This window comes from Mesorhizobium sp. M7A.F.Ca.US.011.01.1.1 (genome assembly GCF_003998295.1).
GTDB lineage: Bacteria > Pseudomonadota > Alphaproteobacteria > Rhizobiales > Rhizobiaceae > Mesorhizobium.
Map to the genome: position 1 here is coordinate 25,632 of NZ_RZRT01000013.1, position 17,626 is coordinate 43,257.

Genomic DNA, 17,626 nt, shown 5'->3' on the forward strand with positions numbered 1-17,626 from the left:
CTATGATCTCGGACAGGCTGCACGAGGCTTGGCCTCTCTTTCAATCGAATGCTCCCTCTTCCGCGAGTTGCGGTTCTCTTGTCCGAAAAACCAGCGCTTGGTCGCCTCAGAGGCGAGTAAATAGAGCGCGGTAATTACGACAAGCACGGCCAGCACGGGCAGAGGCAAGGGCACGAAGCCGAACCAGGCTGCAAACGGCAGATAGGGGATCATGATAGCGATAATCCCAACGGCCAATGTAAACCAGGCAAGCAACGGGCTCGGACGGCTCGCCCAGAAAACCCTGTGCGTGCGCACAATGAGCACAATGGCAAGCTCCGTCAGTAACGACTCGACGAACCACGCGGTCTGGAATGCGGCCTCCGTGGCGTGCGCAAAAAACACAAGGAATGCGAAGGTCGCGACGTCGAAGAGCGAACTGACGAGGCCAAAGCTGATCATGAACCGCCGCACAAAACGGATATCCCAGTGGCGAGGCCGGCGCAGTTGGTCGGGATCGACGTTGTCGCTTGCAATGGCGAGTGAAGGAACGTCGGAAAGGAAGTTATTGAGCAGGATCTGCTTGGCCAGAAGCGGCAGGAAAGGCAGGAACATCGAGGCAACGGCCATGCTGATCATATTGCCGAAATTGGCGCTGGTGGTGATGGAAATGTACTTCATCGTGTTCGCGAAGGTCTTGCGACCATCGTCGACGCCGCGCACAAGCACGCCTAGATCCTGTTTGAGTAGGATGATATCGGCCGCTTCGCGCGCAACATCGACAGCGCTGTCGACCGAGATGCCTATGTCGGCCTCATGAAGGGCAGGCGCATCATTGATACCGTCGCCAAGGTAGCCTACGACATGGCCCCTGCTCCGCAAAGCGTGAACGATGCGCTCCTTCTGGTTGGGGTCGATCTCGACGAAGAGGTCGGTGTGCTGCACGCCTGCGAAGAGGGCGCTCTTCGTCAATTTCGAAAGCTCCTCGCCGGTCATAATCCTGTCGGCGTGCAAGCCGATCGTCTGGGCGAGATGTGCGGCAACGTAACGGTTGTCGCCAGAAATGACCTTTACGGCGATACCACGCTGGGCGAGTTCGGCGAGCGTCTCCTTGACGCCTTTCTTTGGCGGGTCGAGGAAAAGCAGAAAGCCCGCGAAGGCGAGATCGATCTCGTCTTTCCTGCTGAACGGTTTTGCGCTCTCAAACCGACGGATGGCCAGGCCCAGAACGCGGTAGCCGTCCGCACTCCAGCGCCGGAATTTTTCGTCGATTGCAGCACGGTGCATTTCATTGAGAGGTTCCAGCCCCTTGGCCGTTCGCACAAAGCTGCAGGTTTCGAGGATATTTTTTACGGCGCCTTTGGTAATCAGAAGATCTTCGGCGTCATTGGTCCGCACTACAACGGAAAGCCGCTTGCGAATGAAATCATAGGGGATTTCGTCGACCTTGGAGAAGGCGGCCAACGATCCGCCCTCGCCCGGAGCGGTTGCGATCGCTTCGTCCAGCGGGTTCTTCAGGCCGGTCTGCAGGGTCGCGTTGAGACGTGCCCAGAGCAGAACATCGGTAGACGGACTGCCATCGACATCGAGCCATCCATCCAGGTGGATGACGCCTTCCGTCAGCGTCCCCGTCTTGTCAGTGCACAGCAGATCCATGCTGCCCAGGTTCTCGATGGCGTCGAGACGGCGCACGATGACGCCATTGGCGGCCATGGCGCGGGCACCACGAGCAAGGGTCACGCTGATAATAGCCGGGAGAAGCTCCGGCGTGAGGCCCACCGCCAGTGCCAGCGAAAACAGCAGCGAGTCAATCAGCGGTCGATGCAGCAGCAGATTGGCGAAGAACACCACGATGACTATCGCCAGCATGATCTCGGTCATCAGATAGCCGAACAGCCGGATGCCTCGGCCAAACCCTGTTTCGGGAATTTGTCGCTCCAGGGCCGCGGCGATCGACGCGAATTCCGTGCGGGTCCCGGTTGCTGCTGCAAGCACGGTTGCGGTGCCGCTACGGACGGATGTGCCCGTAAAGACCGCGTTGGTGCGCAGTGTGAGCGCGGCATTCGGCGCGGATCGTCCGGGGGTCTTCACGGCGGGGAAGGTCTCGCCGGTCAGCACGGCCTCGCTGACATTGAAATCGCGCGCGTCCAGAATGACACCGTCGGCAGGGATGAGGTTTCCTGCCGAAAGCCGGATTACGTCACCCGGCACGATGTCTTCGGCGGCGACCGAGCACTCGACACCATCACGCAACACGATAGCCTTTCGCGAAATACGCTGTTTCAGTGCTTCGGTCGCCCGCGAGGCACCGTACTCCTGGGTGAAGCTCAGGACGCAGCTTGCCAACACGATCGCGCCGATGATCGCAGCCTCCTGGCCCTCCCCCACGAAAGCGGACACGCCGGCCGCGAAAATGAGGATCAGGACCAGCGGGCTGCGGAACTGGCGGGCAAACACTGCCACGGCCGATGCGCTCGACGTCGACGCCGGTGTGTTTCGGCCGAATTTTGCCAGCCGCGATGCGGCATCGGAGGCGGCAAGCCCCGATGGCGACGTCTTGAGGCTCCGCAGGAGGTCATCGGTCTCGATCGACCAATAAGCGGCGCCGTCCGGCGGCACGGATTGCTGGTCAGCTTCGCTTGTCATCAATACGACATGAAGCGGCTTATGCCGCTCTCTTCGATGAGCGTGCGGGTGACACCGCCAAAAGCCCATTCCCGCAAGCGGCTATGGCCGTATGCGCCAGAGACGATCAGATCCGCATGGATGGAGCGTGCGAAAGTCAGCAGCCTGTCGCCATCAGCCTCGCCGGTGATCAGCTCGGTTTGCGCCTTGATGCCATGGTGTTCGAGAAAAACCGCGACATCGGCGAGGCTGTCACGAATGCTCTCGTCACGACTGGTGTCAATTGTGGCGACGACGACCTCGTTCGCCTTGCCCAGGAAAGGCAGTGCATCGGCTATCGCCCGCCGTGCCTCCCGTGTGTCCTTCCAGGCAACCAGCATGGTTTTCGCGCGGATATGCTCGATATTGCTGGCAGTGACCAAGACTGGCCGCCCCGTCCCGAGTGCAAGGCTGCCGATATCCACGGCGCGAAAGACATTGTCGCCATCAACGCCGCCGGTGACGATGAGATCGGCCGCGGCCGCTTCTGCACTGAGCAGGCGGGTCGGACTGCAGACCGCTTGCTCCCATTCGGTTGTGATCGAAGCTGGGACAAGCGACTCGAACACGTCACGTAATTCTGCGAGCCGCTTTTCGATCTCCGTTCGCTGGATCTGCATGACCTCGCCTTCGTAGACCATACCGTCGCCAGTCGCGACCAAAGGCGGAACATCCGCAGCCGCCAGGCCGATCAGATGCGCTCCAAATCGTTCGGCAAGTTCGATCCCCACCCTCACTATGGGTTCAGGAGCGGCATCGATGGCGAGGTTCACGATGATTGACTTGTAGGACATTGCGGGTGCCTTTCGCGGAAATGGCGCAATTCTCGATGATTGCAGGCGCCAGCGCCCGATGCCTTGACGCGCGTCAAAAGACCGCCAATTGCGGCTGCCAACGGCATATCGTCTGAAAGCGTCATTTCGATCTGTTTTGCGTGTTCTGCGAGAAGTGGTAGTTAGCCCAGGTAGCACCGTCTCAACCCGAGGAATTTCACGTGATCAAAGACGAAGCGCTCAGTCTGTCGCCCGCTGGGACGACACTGAAAGCCCTCTTGTCGCGGATGTTCGATCAGGCTCCGGGCTTTATCGCGCTCCTGCGCGAGCCGGGTCATATTTTCGAATTGACCAATGCCGCCTATCAGCGATTGATCGGCAACAGGCAGGTCATTGGAAAGTCAATCCGGGATGCCTTTCCCGAGCTCGAAGAACTTGAGTTTTTCGAACATCTGGACCAGGTCTACACGACCGGCGAGCCCTACAGGGGCGCCGGCGTGAAGGTTGGCCTTCGCAACCAAGCCGACGGACCGGTCGAAGAGCGCATCCTCGATTTTGTCTATCAGCCGGTCAAGGCTGACGATGGCCGTATCACCGCGATCTTCATTGAAGGCACGGATGTCAGCGAACTCTCCTTTGCAAACGCAGCACTTCGGCTGCGTGAGGACCATCTGCGATCGATCCTTGCCACGGTGCCGGATGCAATGGTCGTCATCGACGAACAGGGCGGAATTCAATCCTTCAGCACTGCGGCCGAAACGCTGTTTGGCTATCAATCAGGTGAAGTCATCGGTCAAAACGTGAAAATGCTGATGCCCCCGCCCTACCGCGACGAGCATGATGCCTATCTGCTTCGCTACCTGACGACGGGAGAGCGCCGGATTATTGGGCTCGGCCGCACCGTCACCGGGATGCGCAAGGATGGTTCGACCTTCCCGATGGAGCTTTCCGTCGGCGAAATGAACCCTGGAACCGGACGCTTCTTTACCGGGTTCTGCCGCGACCTGACCGAGCGCCATCGCGCAGAAGCACGAATTCAGGAGCAGCAGCAGGAGCTCCTCCACATGGCGCGGTTTACAGCACTTGGCGAAATGGCTTCGACGCTTGCTCATGAGATCAACCAACCCCTAACAGCCATCACGAACTACCTGAAGGGCAGTCGTCGGCTGCTCGAGAAGAGCACGGAAGAGAACGCGCCCATGCTGCGGGATGCTGTGGAAAAGGCGGCTGAGCAGGCGCTGCGGGCAGGCGACGTCATACGTCATCTGAGGGATTTTGTTGCAAGGGGCGAAAGCGAGCGTCAGGTCGAACGACTGCCGGCGCTGATCGAGGAAGCTTCGTCCCTGGCCCTGGTTGGCGCCAGGGAGATAAATGTCCTCGTCAGCTATAAGCTTGACCCTGCCGCCGAACTGGTCTTGACCGACCGCATCCAGATTCAGCAGGTTCTGCTCAACCTCATGCGCAACGCGGTAGAGGCCATGCAGGATGCGCCGCGCCGCGAATTGAAAGTCACGACCGTTGCCAAGAACGATGGTATGGCCGAGGTAAGCGTCATCGACACCGGCGCCGGTCTGGCACCGGAGGTTTCCGCACAACTGTTCCAGCCATTCGTAACCACGAAAAAGCAGGGCATGGGCGTCGGCCTTTCCATCTGCCGCACCATCGTCGAGTCACATGGCGGTCACATATGGGCCGAGGCAATGCCGGCCGGCGGTACCGCCTTTCGGTTTACGTTGCGCATCGTCGAGAAAGATGAGGTCACCAATGGCCACTAGCGATCTGGTGCACGTGGTCGACGACGACGTGGACGTCCGCAAGTCCCTTGGATTTCTATTGGGCACGGCAGACTTTGCCGTGCGCCTGCATGAATCGGCCACAGCCTTTCTAGCGACCGCGACGGGCAAGCTCGACGGTTGCATCGTCACCGATGTGCGCATGCCGGGGATCGACGGCATAGAATTCCTGCGGCAGCTCCGAACCCGCGGACATTCGCTTCCGGTCATTGTCATGACGGGCCATGCCGATGTGGCTCTCGCCGTTCAGGCGATGAAGGAAGGCGCTGCCGATTTCATCGAAAAGCCCTTCGACGACGAGGTGCTGATCGAAGCGATCCGCTCCGCACTGGCCAACCGCAACCAGGCGAATGCAGCGCATCCGCGGTCCGCAGATATCCGCGGGCGCCTGTCAACCTTGTCAGAGCGGGAACGGCAGGTGCTGGATGGACTTGTTGCGGGCCTGCCGAACAAGACGATAGCCTACGATCTGGGGATCAGCCCGCGCACGGTCGAAATCCACCGGGCCAATGTCATGAGCAAAATGGGTGCGGGCAGCCTGTCCCATCTCGTGCGCATGGCGCTGATCTTGGAATCCCGACCTTAGGGAGAACCTTCGAGAGGGTTGCCAGTGCTGGCCTGAACCTTCTCCTCGTCCCACTCGCGCCAGTGGGTCGGACGGATGTCGACACGGGCGCCGGTGACGGCATTTTTCCAACCTTCGCGGCTCTTTATGCAGGGAAATACCAGCGCATGCGCCCCCTCCTCGTCGAAGACGGCGAGTTTGAGATGGCGACCATAAGGTGCGCTTTGGATAGAGTTCCACATCATCCTAGCTTTGACGAAGACAGCGCGACGCGCTTTGACCTGGATCATTTTCAAGAATTGCTGAACGCTTGTCCGCAAGACGGCACTTGCCTTTGATCGTGGTCAAGGACGCTCCCGGTGCGCAGCCTATCATTCCTGGTCAAAGGAGAATTGCGATGCAATACATCAAAGTCGACGAAGCGCTATGGGCGTCCAGCTTGCTGCCCGAGGGCATCCTGGCACGTTGGTTCATTGCCAGCGGCGACACAATCAAGGCCGGCGAGCGAATAGCCGAAGTTCGCGTCGAAGACGCGCTTCACGAGATTGTCGCGCCGGCAGATGGCCGCGCGACGATTGTCGCCACAGCAAATGCCGTCATTGAACCCGGCTCAATCCTGGCAACGCTGGACTTCCAATCGGCGTGAGGCATTCGAGGCCTAACCGCGACGATTGCGCCATTAATCCAAGGAGGTATAGACATGCAGGCCCAACATGCCGTCGCCTGGCTGGACCATCGCGAAGCCAAGGTGTTCCTCTTCAACCATGAGACAGCCGCGTGAGGCTTGCCACCGCACTGGCGCATCATCAGACCCACAACAAGGCTGGCACCGTGGACGGCAAGGGTGCCTGGAGAACGGGGCTTCCTACTACGATGTCGTCAACGCCCTGCAGCTGGCAGGGAATGGCTGATCGTGGAACAGGATCGGCAAGGATGAACTGGCCAAGCATATCCGCGACCACCATTCTCACCTGAAGGATCGCATTGTCGGCGTTGAACCTGCGGATCATCCTACGCAGGCCCAGATCGTGGCGCATGCGCGGACGTTCTTCCGGGCCGCTGACCGGATGTTGCCCTAGCTCAGTCTGGAGTGGCTCTGATGGCGCCGCAATTGGCACGCTCGGCCGACTGCTGCGACTGCGGCCTCGATCACGGTTGCTGCAAACTGCTGATATAAGCAATTATTGCCTCGATCTGGTCAGGACTCGCAACCCACTCGGGCATGTCCGGGTGGCCGGTCGAAATGCCCTCCGCGAGGGCTTCCTCGAGGTCCGTGATTGGGTAGCGTTTCGACAAGGTGCGAAATGCTGGCGCGTCGGGATGGCTGCTTTTGTCAGTTTTTCCAATGGCGTGGCAGCGAGCGCAATTGAACTCAACCAGTGCCTGACCGCGTTCTGTTAAGCTGTTGGCCTGTGCCGGCAGCACGGAACCAAGCAACACCGCCGCAAGTGCCCAAACTGATCGACGCCGCCAGCGAAGCCCATTACCCATATAGCCGCTCATGGTTGCAGGCGCCTTCCAATTACGCGACTGTCTTTGCCAGTACATCCTCGATGCTGGTTCTGGCTTCCTTGCGCAAACACTTTGCCGTCTCCGAGGCGAGTTTGGAGGTCAGCGCCGCGAGCTTGCCGGCTTCGGTGGTGTATTGCAATGTCGCATTCTGCAGGAAAGTCGAGACAATGTCGAACGCGTCGTTGAATTCGAAACCAGCGACGAGATCGTGGGCCAGCTTGGCATCCTGCTCGTAACGGTTTTTGAGAAACGCGAGCGTTTCGATCTGATAGCGCATCACCGCCTGAAAAGCGTGCGCCTGAAGAGACGCCGCAGCGAGGACGACCTTCTGACTGTTTTCCGCCATCGGCAACTGTTGCATGCCGCATTGCGACGGTTCGGGATGAGTCTGCATGATCGCTACTCCATGTGAGGCGGCGCAAACAAAAGTCTGCGCCCACAACGCTAGCCCCTTTCGTCGCCGGGTCATTGATCCGGATCAACCGACGTATGACCTTTGCCGGAATGTGCGAGCAATCGAGCGGCACCGGTCGATTTGAAGCGTTTGACACGCATCAAGGTCGCTGCCCTTCCTTCGTGCTGTTTCGCTTCAACGCAAAAAGGTTGCAGCGATGGCTTTCAAGACGATCATGGTTCAACTGGACGTGGACACCATCGCCACGCCACGCATCTCCATGGCTTGGGATCTTGCCCAGCGGCATGATGCCGATCTGGTCGGCTTCTGTGCGGCCGAGCCGCATTTTGTCATGCCCACCGGTACCGACGACCAGGCCGCGACCAAGGCGTTGTGGTGTCAAGTGGAGGCGATAGAAGCCCGCCTCAACTGCTTGAGAGAGGACTTCCTGAGCACTGTCAACGGCAGCAATCGTGCCTCTTGGCGCGGAGAGATAGGAAATCCCACTCGCCAGCTTATACTCAATGCGCGTGCCGCCGACCTGATCCTCACTGGCTCGCCGGCGGTTGACCTGATCGTCGACCATCATCGTATGCTGGATCCGGCAAGTCTCATTCTTGCAGCCGGCCGCCCGATCATTGTGGCGTCGCAAACCCTTGCCCCGATCAAGGCCGAAAGCATCCTGATAGCATGGAACGACACGCGGGAAGCGCGCCGCGCCGTCGTCGACGCCATGCCCTTCCTGATCACGGCGCGGGATGTCGTGATCGCCACAGTGAACCATGGAAGCCCCGACAATGTGGCGGACGTCGAGATGTTCTTGGCGCGCCACGGGGTGAAGGCGCGATCGGAAGTTCTGGATGCTCGCTGCTCCGAGCCGGCGGAACTGCTCCTCAAGATCGGTCGGGAGATTACGGCCGATCTGATCGTAATGGGTGGCTTCGGTCACAGCCGCCTCCGGGAAATGGCCCTTGGCGGCGTGACGCGTTCTGTACTGCGCAGCGGATCATTGCACCGCTTCATCTCGAACTGAACAAAATGACATATCAGGCTCCTGGTGTTGACACGAATCAACGTAGGCCTCTTCCGCAAACAGTTAGGCTAACGTCGCCCAGTTGAGCGTGGCTGATGACGTGCGGGCGCAAGACACCGCAGGAAAACGCGGGCGTGCAGAGCACGTGGAGAGCAATTGTCATGCAGGCGGTAACAATTGGGAAGGGGCCGGTCCTTACGCCAAATAGATGAAACCAAGCTGCGGGGGCGGCGCGGCGGAACAAGCGATTGCCCAACAGGCAAGGAATTCAGGACATGAACTACTAGCGGTTCTTCGAGGAAGTGATCGACCAGGTCCATCCAGAGCGTGGCTATCGCGTCTTCGCCGACCTCGAACGCATCGGGCAAGTTTCCGCGCGCTATCTGGCACTCCAATGGCCGCGCCGAGGAAATCACGGTCTGGTGCTCCAACGACTATCTCGGCATGGTCCAGCATCCCGATGTTATCGCCGCGTGCAGAATGCGGCCGGCAAGATGGGATCGGGCGCCGGCGGCAGCCGCAACAGTTCCGGCATAGCAACCATCGCGCATCTGGAAAGCCTGCTGCAGGCGGCGGGCCCGCGATCGCGCCAAGCTGATCGTCTTCGAAAGCGTCTATTCGATGGATGGCGACATCGCGCCGATCAGAGAGATCGTCGAGCTCGCCGAGCGCTACACGCGAAGGCCTGGCTGATCGCATCGACGTCATCAAAGGCACGCTGACCAAGGCGTTCGCCACGCTCGGGGCCACATCACCTGCACAAGTGCTGCCATCGACGCCGTGCGGTGCGGCTCTTCGAGTTGATAGCTGCCGCGCTGAAAAATGAAGCGGGACAGCGCATTTTTGACCGATTTGATCCGGCTCAATGCTCAAAATTTTTCGATGACCGAGAATGAAGTTCAAACTTCAAGGAGCATCGCCATGGGTCATATTTCACACACGTCCTTCGCTGACTTCACGCACGCTGGCCAGCAGGCGCAGCAGTGGGTCAAGGAGCTTGCTAAGGATCTTTGCTGGAGCGAACCGAGCGCCTGTCGCCTCCTGCGATCCGTTCTGCACACGGTGCGGGACTGGTTGTCGCCAGCGGAAATGGCCGATCTTTCGGCGCAACTGCCTGTTTTGGTCCGCGGCATCTATTTCGAAGGCTGGAACCCCTCGGTGTCTGCGCGCGAGCGTACGAAGCGCGACTTTGTTCTCAGCGTCAGAAACAGTTTCGGCTACGATGAGGAGATCGATTTCGATGTCGCGATCAACGCGGTGTTCAAGCTTCTCGACAGGCACGTCTCGCATGGCGAGATCGTGCAGGTCAGAAACTCGATGAAGAAGTCGCTGCGAAAACTGTGGCCGGTGGATTGACCGATGTTCCGCGACCGGGAAGACGCTGGAGTGAAGCTTGGCCTGGAGCTGAGCAGGCTGCAATTGCATCAGCCTGTCGTGCTGGCATTGCCGCGTGGCGGTGTGCCCGTCGCGGTCGAAGTGGCCAAAGCTCTTAACGCTCCTCTTGACCTGCTTATTGTCCGCAAGGTGGGCGCGCCCGGCAATGCCGAGCTGGCTGTTGCCGCAATCGTCGATGGTGATCCTGGAGAGATCGTGTTGAACCGTGAGATTGTCGAAACCTATGCGCTCGACGAAGACGCGCTACGTGTCTTGATTGCCAATGAACGTCCCGAACTGGAACGTCAGCGCGTTGTCTATCGAGGGAAGAACAAACCGATGTCGATCGCCGGAAAGACCGCGATCATCGTTGATGACGGTGCCACGACCGGCACGACCATGAAAATCGCGATCCACGCACTCAAGCGTCGGTCACCCAGGGAAATCATTGTGGCTGTTCCTGTTTCACCGCAGGAGACAGTAGCCGACCTGGCACGGGAAGCTGATCGTGTGGTTTGCATTAGTCAGCCAGGACAGTTCCGTGCCCTGAGCTACCATTACTTGCGGTTTCCGCAGCTGTCGGACAGCGACGTCGTTTCTGCGATGGACGAGGCTGCTCGATCGCACACGGCTGGGCAACACCGAACTGGGCGGCACGCCGTCAGCGCTAGTTCAACGACCGCCACGAAATCAATGACACGCAACAACAAAGAGAAATAGGAGATCACGTCATGCTGGTCCGCACGCTTTCTGCCTTGGAATGCACGAAAATGCTGACGGCCAACCGGGTTGGCCGCCTGGCGTGCGCGAAGGACGGACAGCCTTATGTCGTGCCCTTTTACTACGCTCATGCCGACAATCATCTCTATGCCTTTTCAATGCCGGGCAAGAAGATCGAATGGATGCGAGCCAATCCTCTGGTGTGCGTCCAGGTCGACGAACACGGCCAAGGTCGAGGATGGAGAAGCGTCGTTGTTGATGGCCGATACGAAGAACTGCCTGACCGGATCGGCCACAAACTCGAACGAGATCATGCCTGGTCGGTCTTGAGCAAGCACTCCGACTGGTGGGAACCTGGCGCGCTCAAGCCCGTCGTTCCACCCACAGCCGACAGTGCACCGCACGTTTTCTTTCGGATTCTCATCAAGCAAGTGTCCGGACGAGAAGCAAGCGAGTAGTCGCCCCGTCAAGTTTTGCCAGAAACAAAAAGGGCCGGCGCGATCTGCACCGGCCCTTTTTCCTTACCGTTGAAATTGCTATCGCGCCATCAAGACCGGCAGCGATTGACCCGCAAGCATCGACTTGGTGACCCCGCCGAAAATTCGCTCGCGCAACCGGGAATGACCGTACGCCCCCATCACCATCAACTCTGCACCAACATCGCCGGCATGCTGGCGAAGCACATCGGCAACCGAATGATTCGCGCTCGGCAGCCGGTCGACCGTAACCTTCACGCCGTGCCGCGCCAGATAGGCTGCGGCATCTGCACCCGGCTCTTCGCCATGATGGAACTCATTTTCGATGGGATCGACGATGACAAGGCGCACTTCTTCGGCGCCTTTCAGCATATCGAGCGACTCGCGGACAGCGCGCGATGACTCGAGACGGGCATCCCATGCTACGAGGATGCGTTTCGGCTTTAGCGTCGGGCGCGAGCCCTTGGGAACGAGCAGTATGGGTTTTCCCGATGAGAACAGCGTGCCCTCGATGACCTTGTCCTTCAGCGTATGGCTTGCCAGCAGATCTGGTCCGAGAATGGTCAGATCCGCGTAGCGGGCACGCCTTCCGATGACGTCGTCCGCCCATCCCATGTCGGGATAGTCGTCGCTCAGATCAGCCGATACGGCGGTCTGGGAAAGAAAGCCGGCGACCTCCGAAATTCGTTTCTCGAGCCTTTTCAGCTCGGCCTGACGTTCCTCCAGCCACGCTGGTGAGACGACGGCAGCATACTCGCCTCCTGAGGGCGGTGCGGCCAGTTCGAGAACGAGCACGGAAAGATGGGCACCGATCTGTTCGCACAACGAGGCGGCTAGCTTTAGATCGCCCTCACCCTGGTTGGGCCCGGTAACGGTAAGCAGTGTTCTGAAAGTCACGGCGGCGACTCCTGATTTCGATTGAAGGGTCAGTCGTGGTTTCAGTCATTAATGAGGGCGCTCGATGCGTTCATTGCGCTGAATCAAACACCGTGACCGCAGCGGCATTTGATCCGCATCAACGCACTGCCAAACCCAGCCTGTTAGGTTTCAACTCATCAATTGGGTAAACACAGATGAGATTCCTGATCATGGCGGCGCTGGCAGGATTGGCCATTAACGCGGCCGGCGCCCAGGAGCTCGGCGACGGCAAGGGCGAATACATGAACTCATGCGCCGTCTGCCATGGTCCCGAAGGCAAGGGCGATGGCCCATTGGGCGAAGAGCTGTTGAAGCGGCCGAGCGACCTGACACGCCTCTCCAGGCGCAATGGCGGCGAATTCCCCTACTGGCGCGTTTATGCCGTGATCGACGGTCGCGCGGTGGTGCCGGCGCATGGCGAGCGCGACATGCCAGTGTGGGGCAGCCAGTTCCTGCCTGGCGACGTGAAGAAATATGGCCCAAACGCAGGCGAAATCGTCACCAGGGAACGCATCCATGAGTTGGCAGGTTATGTCCAGACATTGCAGCAATGAGCGCAGATCGCGGAAACGAATTTCGCAAGACAGCCTGGGAAGGCCGGCCATGATCGTCGACGACCAGCAAGCCGCTGCCGCGTTTCTGCGCGATCCGGCTTCCTATGGCGCCTCCGGGCCGGTCGAGGCGATCGAGACCCACATTTCGCGTATCTTCCTGGTTGGCCAGCGCGCCTATAAGATGAAACGCGCGGTCAAGCTGCCCTATGTCGATTTCTCGACGCCAGCCCTAAGGCTGGCCGCCTGCGAGAGAGAGGTAGAACTCAACTCGAAAACCGCTCCCGGCCTCTATCTGAGGGTGCATCGCATCATGCGGGGAGCCGACGACAAATTGGCTTTTGGCGGCACCGGCCAAATCCTCGACGCGGCGATCGAGATGATCCGCTTCGACCAGTCGAAGCTTCTCGATCGAATGGCAACTGCGGGACAATTGACGCCGGCGCTGATGACCGCCGTCGCACGGATGATTGTAGGATATCATCGCGCAGCGCCCGAAGTCCACAATGGCACCGGCTCGTTCAATTTGATGGGCGTGCTCGACATCAACGAGGCCGGCTTTGGCACCAGCCATGTTTTTACGAAACGGGAGATCGAGACCTTTGCCGGGGCCTTCCGCACCGCACTTGCCCGGCATTCCGGATTGCTAGACCGCCGGGAGGCCGCAGGCAAGATCCGCCGCTGCCATGGCGATCTGCACCTGCGCAACATCTGCCTTTTCGATGGCGAGCCCCGCCTCTTCGATTGCATCGAATTCAATGACCAGATCGCCAGCATCGATGTCCTCTATGACCTTGCCTTCTTGTTGATGGACCTTTGGCATCGCGGTTTTCCGCAGCTCGCCAATCTTGTGATGAACCGCTATCTCGATGAGGCCGACGACGAGGACGGGTTCGTCCTTCTGCCCTTTTTCATGGCGGTGCGGTCTGCTGTGCGCGCCCATGTCACCGCAACGCAGGTCGAGGAAGGCAGCGCCGACAGCGACACGCTGATTGCGGAGGCGAGATCCTATTTCGAACTGGCCGTGAAATTTCTCCAGGAGACAGAACCGCGGCTCGTTGCCATCGGCGGCCTCAGCGGTTCCGGCAAGACGACCATTGCCGAGGCGCTCGCTGCCTATGTCGGAGCGCCGCCCGGCGCACGCATTGTCGAAAGCGACCGCATCCGCAAGGCTATGCACGGTGTGCCGGCCGAGACCAGGCTACCGGACAAAGCCTATCGGCCAGAAGTCTCCGACCGCGTCTACCGGGAAATGGCATGGCGGGCCGGCCTGATCCTTGCGGAGGGTGGATCGGTTGTCGCCGATGCCGTGTTTGACAGACCAGCCGATCGTGACCGTATCGAAAAGGCGGCAAGTTCCAGGGGCGTCGCATGCTCCAGATTCTGGCTGGACGCGGCTCCGCCTGTTCTTTGGCAACGTGTCACTGAGCGCCAGATTGGCCCTTCCGACGCCACCATAGATATCCTCTCGCGACAGTTGCAGCGAAATGCCACTCAATCCACCTGGCGCAAGGTCGACGCTGATCGGAAGCCTGCCGATATCGTCGCGGAGTTGAGAAGGTTTTCCGATGGCGATGCCTCCGAAACCCTGCGCACAGCCTCCTGACTGGCAAGGTGATCCACCTCAGCCGAGATCAAGTATTGCCTCGACAAGGCCTGGTTCGCTCGGATGATGCCTTACCGAAAAGCCGAATTCGCGGCACATGGCCAGCATCTTGACGTTTTCGCTAAGCACGATGCCTTCGATCCGGCCGATCCCATCGGCCTTTGCATAATCTACGATTTGCTTGAGTAATTCCCAACCCAGGCCATGACCCTGCAGGTCCGTGCGCACCAGCAAGGCGTATTCGGCGACAGCATGGTCCGGATCACAAGACAGGCGGCTGATACCTGCCAGCAATCCAGTGCTCGTCTCCAGAGCGACGAAAGCCATGTTGCGGTCGTAGTCGAGCTGGGTGAGCCGCTTCAGCATCTGGTCGGAGAAGCTTTTGCGCGGCGCCAGAAAACGCAGGCGCAGATCATCGGGCGAAATCCTGGCAAGGAATTCGGGATAGAGCGCGATGTCGGCCGGCTTGATCGGCCGGATATGGTAACGCATGCCACCGGCCGAAAACTCCTTTTCCCAGCCCGACGGATAAGGCCTGATGGCAAGCGCCGGATTGGGGCCAGGCTCCTCCACGCGTTCCGGCTCGATCTCGATGCGGGCGTCAAGCGCAATCACGCCCTCTGCGTCGGCCAGCAGCGGATTGATGTCCATCGAAACGAGGCACGGAAAATCGACGATCATTTGCGACAGTCCGTTGAGTGCCGTAACGATTGCTCCACGATCGGCCGGCTTGCGGTCCCGAAACCCGGCCAGCAGGCGGCCGATCCGCGTTTGCGCGATCAGGTCACCGGCAAGCACGTCGTCGAGCGGTGGCAAGGCAATCGCTATGTCGTCCATAACCTCGACCGCGACGCCACCGGCTCCAAACAGGATGGCCGGCCCGAAGATCGGATCCCGGCTCATGCCGAGGATAAGTTCCTGCGCCTGCTTTCGCACCACCATCGGCTGAACAGCATAGCCTTCAATATCGGTTTGCGGTGCGTGTTTGCGCACACGCGCCTCGATTGCGCGTGCGGCCTCCCCGGCAGCGGCGGCGTTGGCAATGCCAAGCACCACCCCGCCAATGTCCGATTTGTGTGAGATGGCCTTGGACAGCAGCTTGACGACGACCTGCTCGGACGACTTGAGGAGCCGGCCGGCCGCCGCTTCCGCCTCGGCAGGAGTTTTGGCGACGATCGTTTCGGGTACCGGCATGCGGTAGGCGGAAATTGCCGCCTTGGCTTCGGGCTCGGTCAGCATTCGCCGCCCCTCCTTGGCGACCTGCCTGAATATGGCAAGCACGGCCTTCCGGTCCCCCGCGACGTCCTCGCTGCTGCTTGACGGTGCGCGCATCAATGCCCGTTGGGCACGCGACCATTCGCTGAGATAAGAGACGGCGGTTGCCGCGTCAGCGGGCGTTGCGAAACTGGCAATGCGGGCATCCTGTAGGATTTGCCGCCCGGCGCGTGCCGTGCGTTCACCGAGCCAGCAGGTCAGGACCGGTTTGCCGGCGATCATCCCTTCTCTTGCGAGGTCCGCCACAGCACTTGCCGCGGCAAGCGGTGAGCTCAACCCGGTCGGACAGTTCATCACCAGGACGACGTCCGTTCCGGGTTCGGCCGCCACGGCTTCGACAGCGGCCTTGTAGCGCTCCGGTGTGGCGTCACCGATGATGTCGACCGGATTGGCGCGCGACCATGTCGGCGGCAATACGACGTTCAGGCGTTCGATGGTGGCAGGCGAAAGCGCCGCCAATTCTCCCCCGCAGTCGATGAGCTGATCGATGGCGAGTACCCCTGTCCCGCCGCCATTGGTGACGATGCCGACGCGGGCTCGTTCGAGGGGAGTGAAGCGGGCGATCGTTTCAGCGGCATCAAACAGCTCGGTCAGGCCTTTGACGCGCAGGATACCTGCGCGCAGCAATGCCGCATCGACGACACGATCGGCCCCCGATAACGCACCGGTGTGGGTCGCAGCCGCTTTGGCCGACTGCTCGTGCCGACCCGCCTTGATCGCGATGACAGGCTTGACCCGTGCCGCCGCACGAGCGGCTGAGATGAACTTGCGCGGATTGGGAATTGTCTCAAGGTACATCACGATGGCGCGCGTGCGCGCATCCCCCGCCAGCATGTCGAGACAATCGCCCACATCGACATCCGCCATGTCGCCAAGGGACACGATCTGTGAGAAGCCGACATTGTTGTCTGCCGCCCAGTCGATCAACGATGTGGCAATAGCGCCGGATTGCGACAGAAGCGCGATGTTGCCAGGCTTGGCGGCCATGTGCGCAAATCCGGCATTGAGCTTCAATGGCGGAATCATCAGCCCGACCGTGTTTGGCCCGATGATCCGGAAAAGCACGGGCTTGGCGGCGTCGAGCATCGCCTGACGCAGGCCATTTTCGCGCGTCAGCCCCGCAGTGATGACCACGGCCGCTCGCGTACCCTTTTCGGCAAGGTCGCGCACGATGCCGGGAACAGTCTCGGGCGGCGTGACGATGACACCAAGGTCTGGAATATCTGGAAGATCAGCCGTTTTGGCATAGCAGTGTCGCCCAGCCACTTGGGTATATTTCGGGTTGACCGGCCAAATCTCGCCCTCGAAACCGCCGCTGACGATGTTGTCGAAGACGACACGACCGACGGAGCCGCCGCGCGCCGACGCACCAAAGACCGCAACCGATTTCGGGGCGAACGCCTGTTCAAGATTTCGGATCGTCACCCCTTACGTCTCCTGTTCGTGGCATCATCGCCAGTCGATCTTGCCCGTTCATTGCGTTGGATCAAAGCCTCCTCCGCTTGTCGCGATTAGCTCTTGCGCGAGGTCGCTCGCAAAGTGGAGACGCGCTGTTGCGATCTAAGGAGTGGAGAGTTGGATGAGTTACTATATCAGCAAGATCGTCGACATGCCGTTCACCACGGCGATCAGCCACGTGACCAACAAGCTCGCAAGCAAGGGGTTTGGCGTTCTGACCTCGATCGATGTCCAGCAGACCATGAAGGCCAAGCTTGGCGCCGAGTTCAGGCCCTATGTGATCCTGGGCGCGTGCAATCCGCATTTCGCATGGCGGGCCCTTCAGGCCGAAGACAAGATCGGAACCATGCTGCCTTGCAACGTCATCGTCACGGAGGTCGGACAAGGAAGGGTAGAGGTCGCAGCGGTGGACCCGGTCGCTTCAATGGGCGCCATCGGCAATCGCGAGCTTGCGCAGGTCGCGAACGATGTGCGTCGCCTGCTCGAGGAGATGGTCGGCGAACTCTAGTGCCGGGGGCCATCACGGTCGAGGGAC

18 protein-coding genes and 1 pseudogene are annotated in these 17,626 nt (G+C 60.0%); 11 read left to right on the plus strand and 8 right to left on the minus strand.

Annotation, left to right across the window (positions count from 1 at the left end; translation table 11 throughout):
• A complete protein-coding gene (gene mgtA / locus EOA13_RS15310) occupies positions 1-2,694 on the minus strand; it encodes a magnesium-translocating P-type ATPase (RefSeq protein ID WP_127293739.1) in 2,694 nt (897 codons plus the stop codon).
• A complete protein-coding gene (locus EOA13_RS15315; RefSeq protein ID WP_127293741.1) occupies positions 2,625-3,437 on the minus strand; it encodes a universal stress protein in 813 nt (270 codons plus the stop codon). The genes mgtA and EOA13_RS15315 overlap by 70 nt, the downstream gene beginning before the upstream one ends.
• A 200-nt stretch (positions 3,438-3,637) precedes the next feature.
• On the opposite strand from EOA13_RS15315, the gene EOA13_RS15320 reads away from it, so the two are divergent.
• Both EOA13_RS15320 and fixJ read left to right on the plus strand, forming a co-directional pair.
• The gene (locus EOA13_RS15320) at positions 3,638-5,191 is read left to right on the plus strand and encodes a PAS domain S-box protein (protein ID WP_127293743.1); all 1,554 of its coding nucleotides are present in this window, start codon (positions 3,638-3,640) and stop codon (positions 5,189-5,191) included.
• Positions 5,181-5,795: a response regulator FixJ gene (fixJ, locus tag EOA13_RS15325; RefSeq protein ID WP_127293745.1), complete on the plus strand. Its 615-nt coding sequence runs from the start codon at positions 5,181-5,183 to the stop codon at positions 5,793-5,795. The genes EOA13_RS15320 and fixJ overlap by 11 nt, the downstream gene beginning before the upstream one ends.
• Here fixJ and EOA13_RS15330 read toward each other — a convergent pair.
• Complete coding sequence (locus tag EOA13_RS15330; protein ID WP_348629756.1) at positions 5,792-6,064, minus strand: hypothetical protein; 273 nt, start codon at positions 6,062-6,064, stop codon at positions 5,792-5,794. The two genes, fixJ and EOA13_RS15330, sit on opposite strands and share 4 nt — an antisense overlap.
• Positions 6,065-6,114: 50 nt before the next feature.
• Here EOA13_RS15330 and EOA13_RS15335 point away from each other — a divergent pair, with 50 nt between their 5' ends.
• Complete coding sequence (locus tag EOA13_RS15335; protein ID WP_245490392.1) at positions 6,115-6,420, plus strand: lipoyl domain-containing protein; 306 nt, start codon at positions 6,115-6,117, stop codon at positions 6,418-6,420.
• A gap of 160 nt (positions 6,421-6,580) precedes the next feature.
• On the opposite strand, the gene EOA13_RS15340 is transcribed toward EOA13_RS15335, so the two are convergent.
• The 3 genes from EOA13_RS15340 to EOA13_RS15350 all read right to left on the minus strand — a co-directional run bounded on the left by EOA13_RS15340 (position 6,581) and on the right by EOA13_RS15350 (position 7,728).
• Positions 6,581-6,811: a hypothetical protein gene (locus EOA13_RS15340; RefSeq protein WP_127293747.1), complete on the minus strand. Its 231-nt coding sequence runs from the start codon at positions 6,809-6,811 to the stop codon at positions 6,581-6,583.
• A gap of 112 nt (positions 6,812-6,923) precedes the next feature.
• A complete protein-coding gene (locus EOA13_RS15345; protein ID WP_127293749.1) occupies positions 6,924-7,277 on the minus strand; it encodes a cytochrome c in 354 nt (117 codons plus the stop codon).
• Between the two features lie 19 nt (positions 7,278-7,296).
• Positions 7,297-7,728: a phasin family protein gene (locus EOA13_RS15350; protein ID WP_245486347.1), complete on the minus strand. Its 432-nt coding sequence runs from the start codon at positions 7,726-7,728 to the stop codon at positions 7,297-7,299.
• A 169-nt stretch (positions 7,729-7,897) separates the two neighbouring features.
• Between EOA13_RS15350 and EOA13_RS15355 the strand changes: the two genes are divergently transcribed.
• From EOA13_RS15355 to EOA13_RS15375, 5 genes and pseudogenes are all read left to right on the plus strand, one after another.
• Positions 7,898-8,713: a universal stress protein gene (locus EOA13_RS15355; protein WP_127293751.1), complete on the plus strand. Its 816-nt coding sequence runs from the start codon at positions 7,898-7,900 to the stop codon at positions 8,711-8,713.
• Between the two features lie 302 nt (positions 8,714-9,015).
• Positions 9,016-9,446: pseudogene (locus EOA13_RS15360) on the plus strand (aminotransferase class I/II-fold pyridoxal phosphate-dependent enzyme); the annotation flags it as partial.
• Between the two features lie 110 nt (positions 9,447-9,556).
• On the plus strand, positions 9,557-10,069 hold the full coding sequence (locus EOA13_RS15365) for a DUF2267 domain-containing protein (protein ID WP_245490384.1): 513 nt from the start codon (positions 9,557-9,559) through the stop codon (positions 10,067-10,069).
• Positions 10,070-10,072: 3 nt separating this feature from the next.
• Entirely contained in the window at positions 10,073-10,807 is a 735-nt protein-coding gene (locus EOA13_RS15370; RefSeq protein WP_127293753.1) for a phosphoribosyltransferase, read from the plus strand.
• 11 nt (positions 10,808-10,818) lie between these two features.
• Complete coding sequence (locus EOA13_RS15375; RefSeq protein WP_127293755.1) at positions 10,819-11,265, plus strand: pyridoxamine 5'-phosphate oxidase family protein; 447 nt, start codon at positions 10,819-10,821, stop codon at positions 11,263-11,265.
• A gap of 78 nt (positions 11,266-11,343) precedes the next feature.
• Here the strand turns inward: EOA13_RS15375 and EOA13_RS15380 are convergent, their stop codons facing one another.
• Positions 11,344-12,180 (minus strand): universal stress protein, encoded by an 837-nt coding sequence (locus EOA13_RS15380; protein WP_127293757.1) that lies wholly within the window; start codon positions 12,178-12,180, stop codon positions 11,344-11,346.
• A gap of 176 nt (positions 12,181-12,356) precedes the next feature.
• Here EOA13_RS15380 and EOA13_RS15385 point away from each other — a divergent pair, with 176 nt between their 5' ends.
• Positions 12,357-12,755, plus strand: a complete 399-nt coding sequence (locus tag EOA13_RS15385) for a c-type cytochrome (protein ID WP_127293759.1) — start codon at positions 12,357-12,359, stop codon at positions 12,753-12,755.
• A gap of 49 nt (positions 12,756-12,804) precedes the next feature.
• Positions 12,805-14,358 carry a bifunctional aminoglycoside phosphotransferase/ATP-binding protein gene (locus EOA13_RS15390; RefSeq protein WP_127293761.1) on the plus strand — a complete coding sequence of 518 codons (1,554 nt, stop codon included), beginning with the start codon at positions 12,805-12,807 and terminating at the stop codon, positions 14,356-14,358.
• Positions 14,359-14,376: 18 nt separating this feature from the next.
• Here the strand turns inward: EOA13_RS15390 and EOA13_RS15395 are convergent, their stop codons facing one another.
• The gene (locus EOA13_RS15395) at positions 14,377-17,058 is read right to left on the minus strand and encodes a bifunctional acetate--CoA ligase family protein/GNAT family N-acetyltransferase (protein WP_127293763.1); all 2,682 of its coding nucleotides are present in this window, start codon (positions 17,056-17,058) and stop codon (positions 14,377-14,379) included.
• A gap of 154 nt (positions 17,059-17,212) precedes the next feature.
• On the opposite strand from EOA13_RS15395, the gene EOA13_RS15400 reads away from it, so the two are divergent.
• Complete coding sequence (locus EOA13_RS15400) at positions 17,213-17,599, plus strand: DUF302 domain-containing protein (protein WP_127293765.1); 387 nt, start codon at positions 17,213-17,215, stop codon at positions 17,597-17,599.
• The last annotated feature ends 27 nt before the right edge of the window (positions 17,600-17,626 follow it).

What these genes read in the sequence shown, in the direction of transcription:
- EOA13_RS15315 (WP_127293741.1), bottom strand. Translation starts at nt 3,437, where the DNA reads ATGTCCTACAAGTCAATCATCGTGAACCTCGCCATCGATGCCGCTCCT.
- EOA13_RS15355 (WP_127293751.1), top strand. Translation starts at nt 7,898, where the DNA reads ATGGCTTTCAAGACGATCATGGTTCAACTGGACGTGGACACCATCGCC.
- EOA13_RS15385 (WP_127293759.1), top strand. Translation starts at nt 12,357, where the DNA reads ATGAGATTCCTGATCATGGCGGCGCTGGCAGGATTGGCCATTAACGCG.
- EOA13_RS15345 (WP_127293749.1), bottom strand. Translation starts at nt 7,277, where the DNA reads ATGAGCGGCTATATGGGTAATGGGCTTCGCTGGCGGCGTCGATCAGTT.
- EOA13_RS15400 (WP_127293765.1), top strand. Translation starts at nt 17,213, where the DNA reads ATGAGTTACTATATCAGCAAGATCGTCGACATGCCGTTCACCACGGCG.
- EOA13_RS15330 (WP_348629756.1), bottom strand. Translation starts at nt 6,064, where the DNA reads ATGATCCAGGTCAAAGCGCGTCGCGCTGTCTTCGTCAAAGCTAGGATG.
- EOA13_RS15370 (WP_127293753.1), top strand. Translation starts at nt 10,073, where the DNA reads ATGTTCCGCGACCGGGAAGACGCTGGAGTGAAGCTTGGCCTGGAGCTG.
- mgtA (WP_127293739.1), bottom strand. Translation starts at nt 2,694, where the DNA reads ATGGGCTTTTGGCGGTGTCACCCGCACGCTCATCGAAGAGAGCGGCAT.
- EOA13_RS15375 (WP_127293755.1), top strand. Translation starts at nt 10,819, where the DNA reads ATGCTGGTCCGCACGCTTTCTGCCTTGGAATGCACGAAAATGCTGACG.
- EOA13_RS15340 (WP_127293747.1), bottom strand. Translation starts at nt 6,811, where the DNA reads ATGCGCCACGATCTGGGCCTGCGTAGGATGATCCGCAGGTTCAACGCC.
- fixJ (WP_127293745.1), top strand. Translation starts at nt 5,181, where the DNA reads ATGGCCACTAGCGATCTGGTGCACGTGGTCGACGACGACGTGGACGTC.
- EOA13_RS15390 (WP_127293761.1), top strand. Translation starts at nt 12,805, where the DNA reads ATGATCGTCGACGACCAGCAAGCCGCTGCCGCGTTTCTGCGCGATCCG.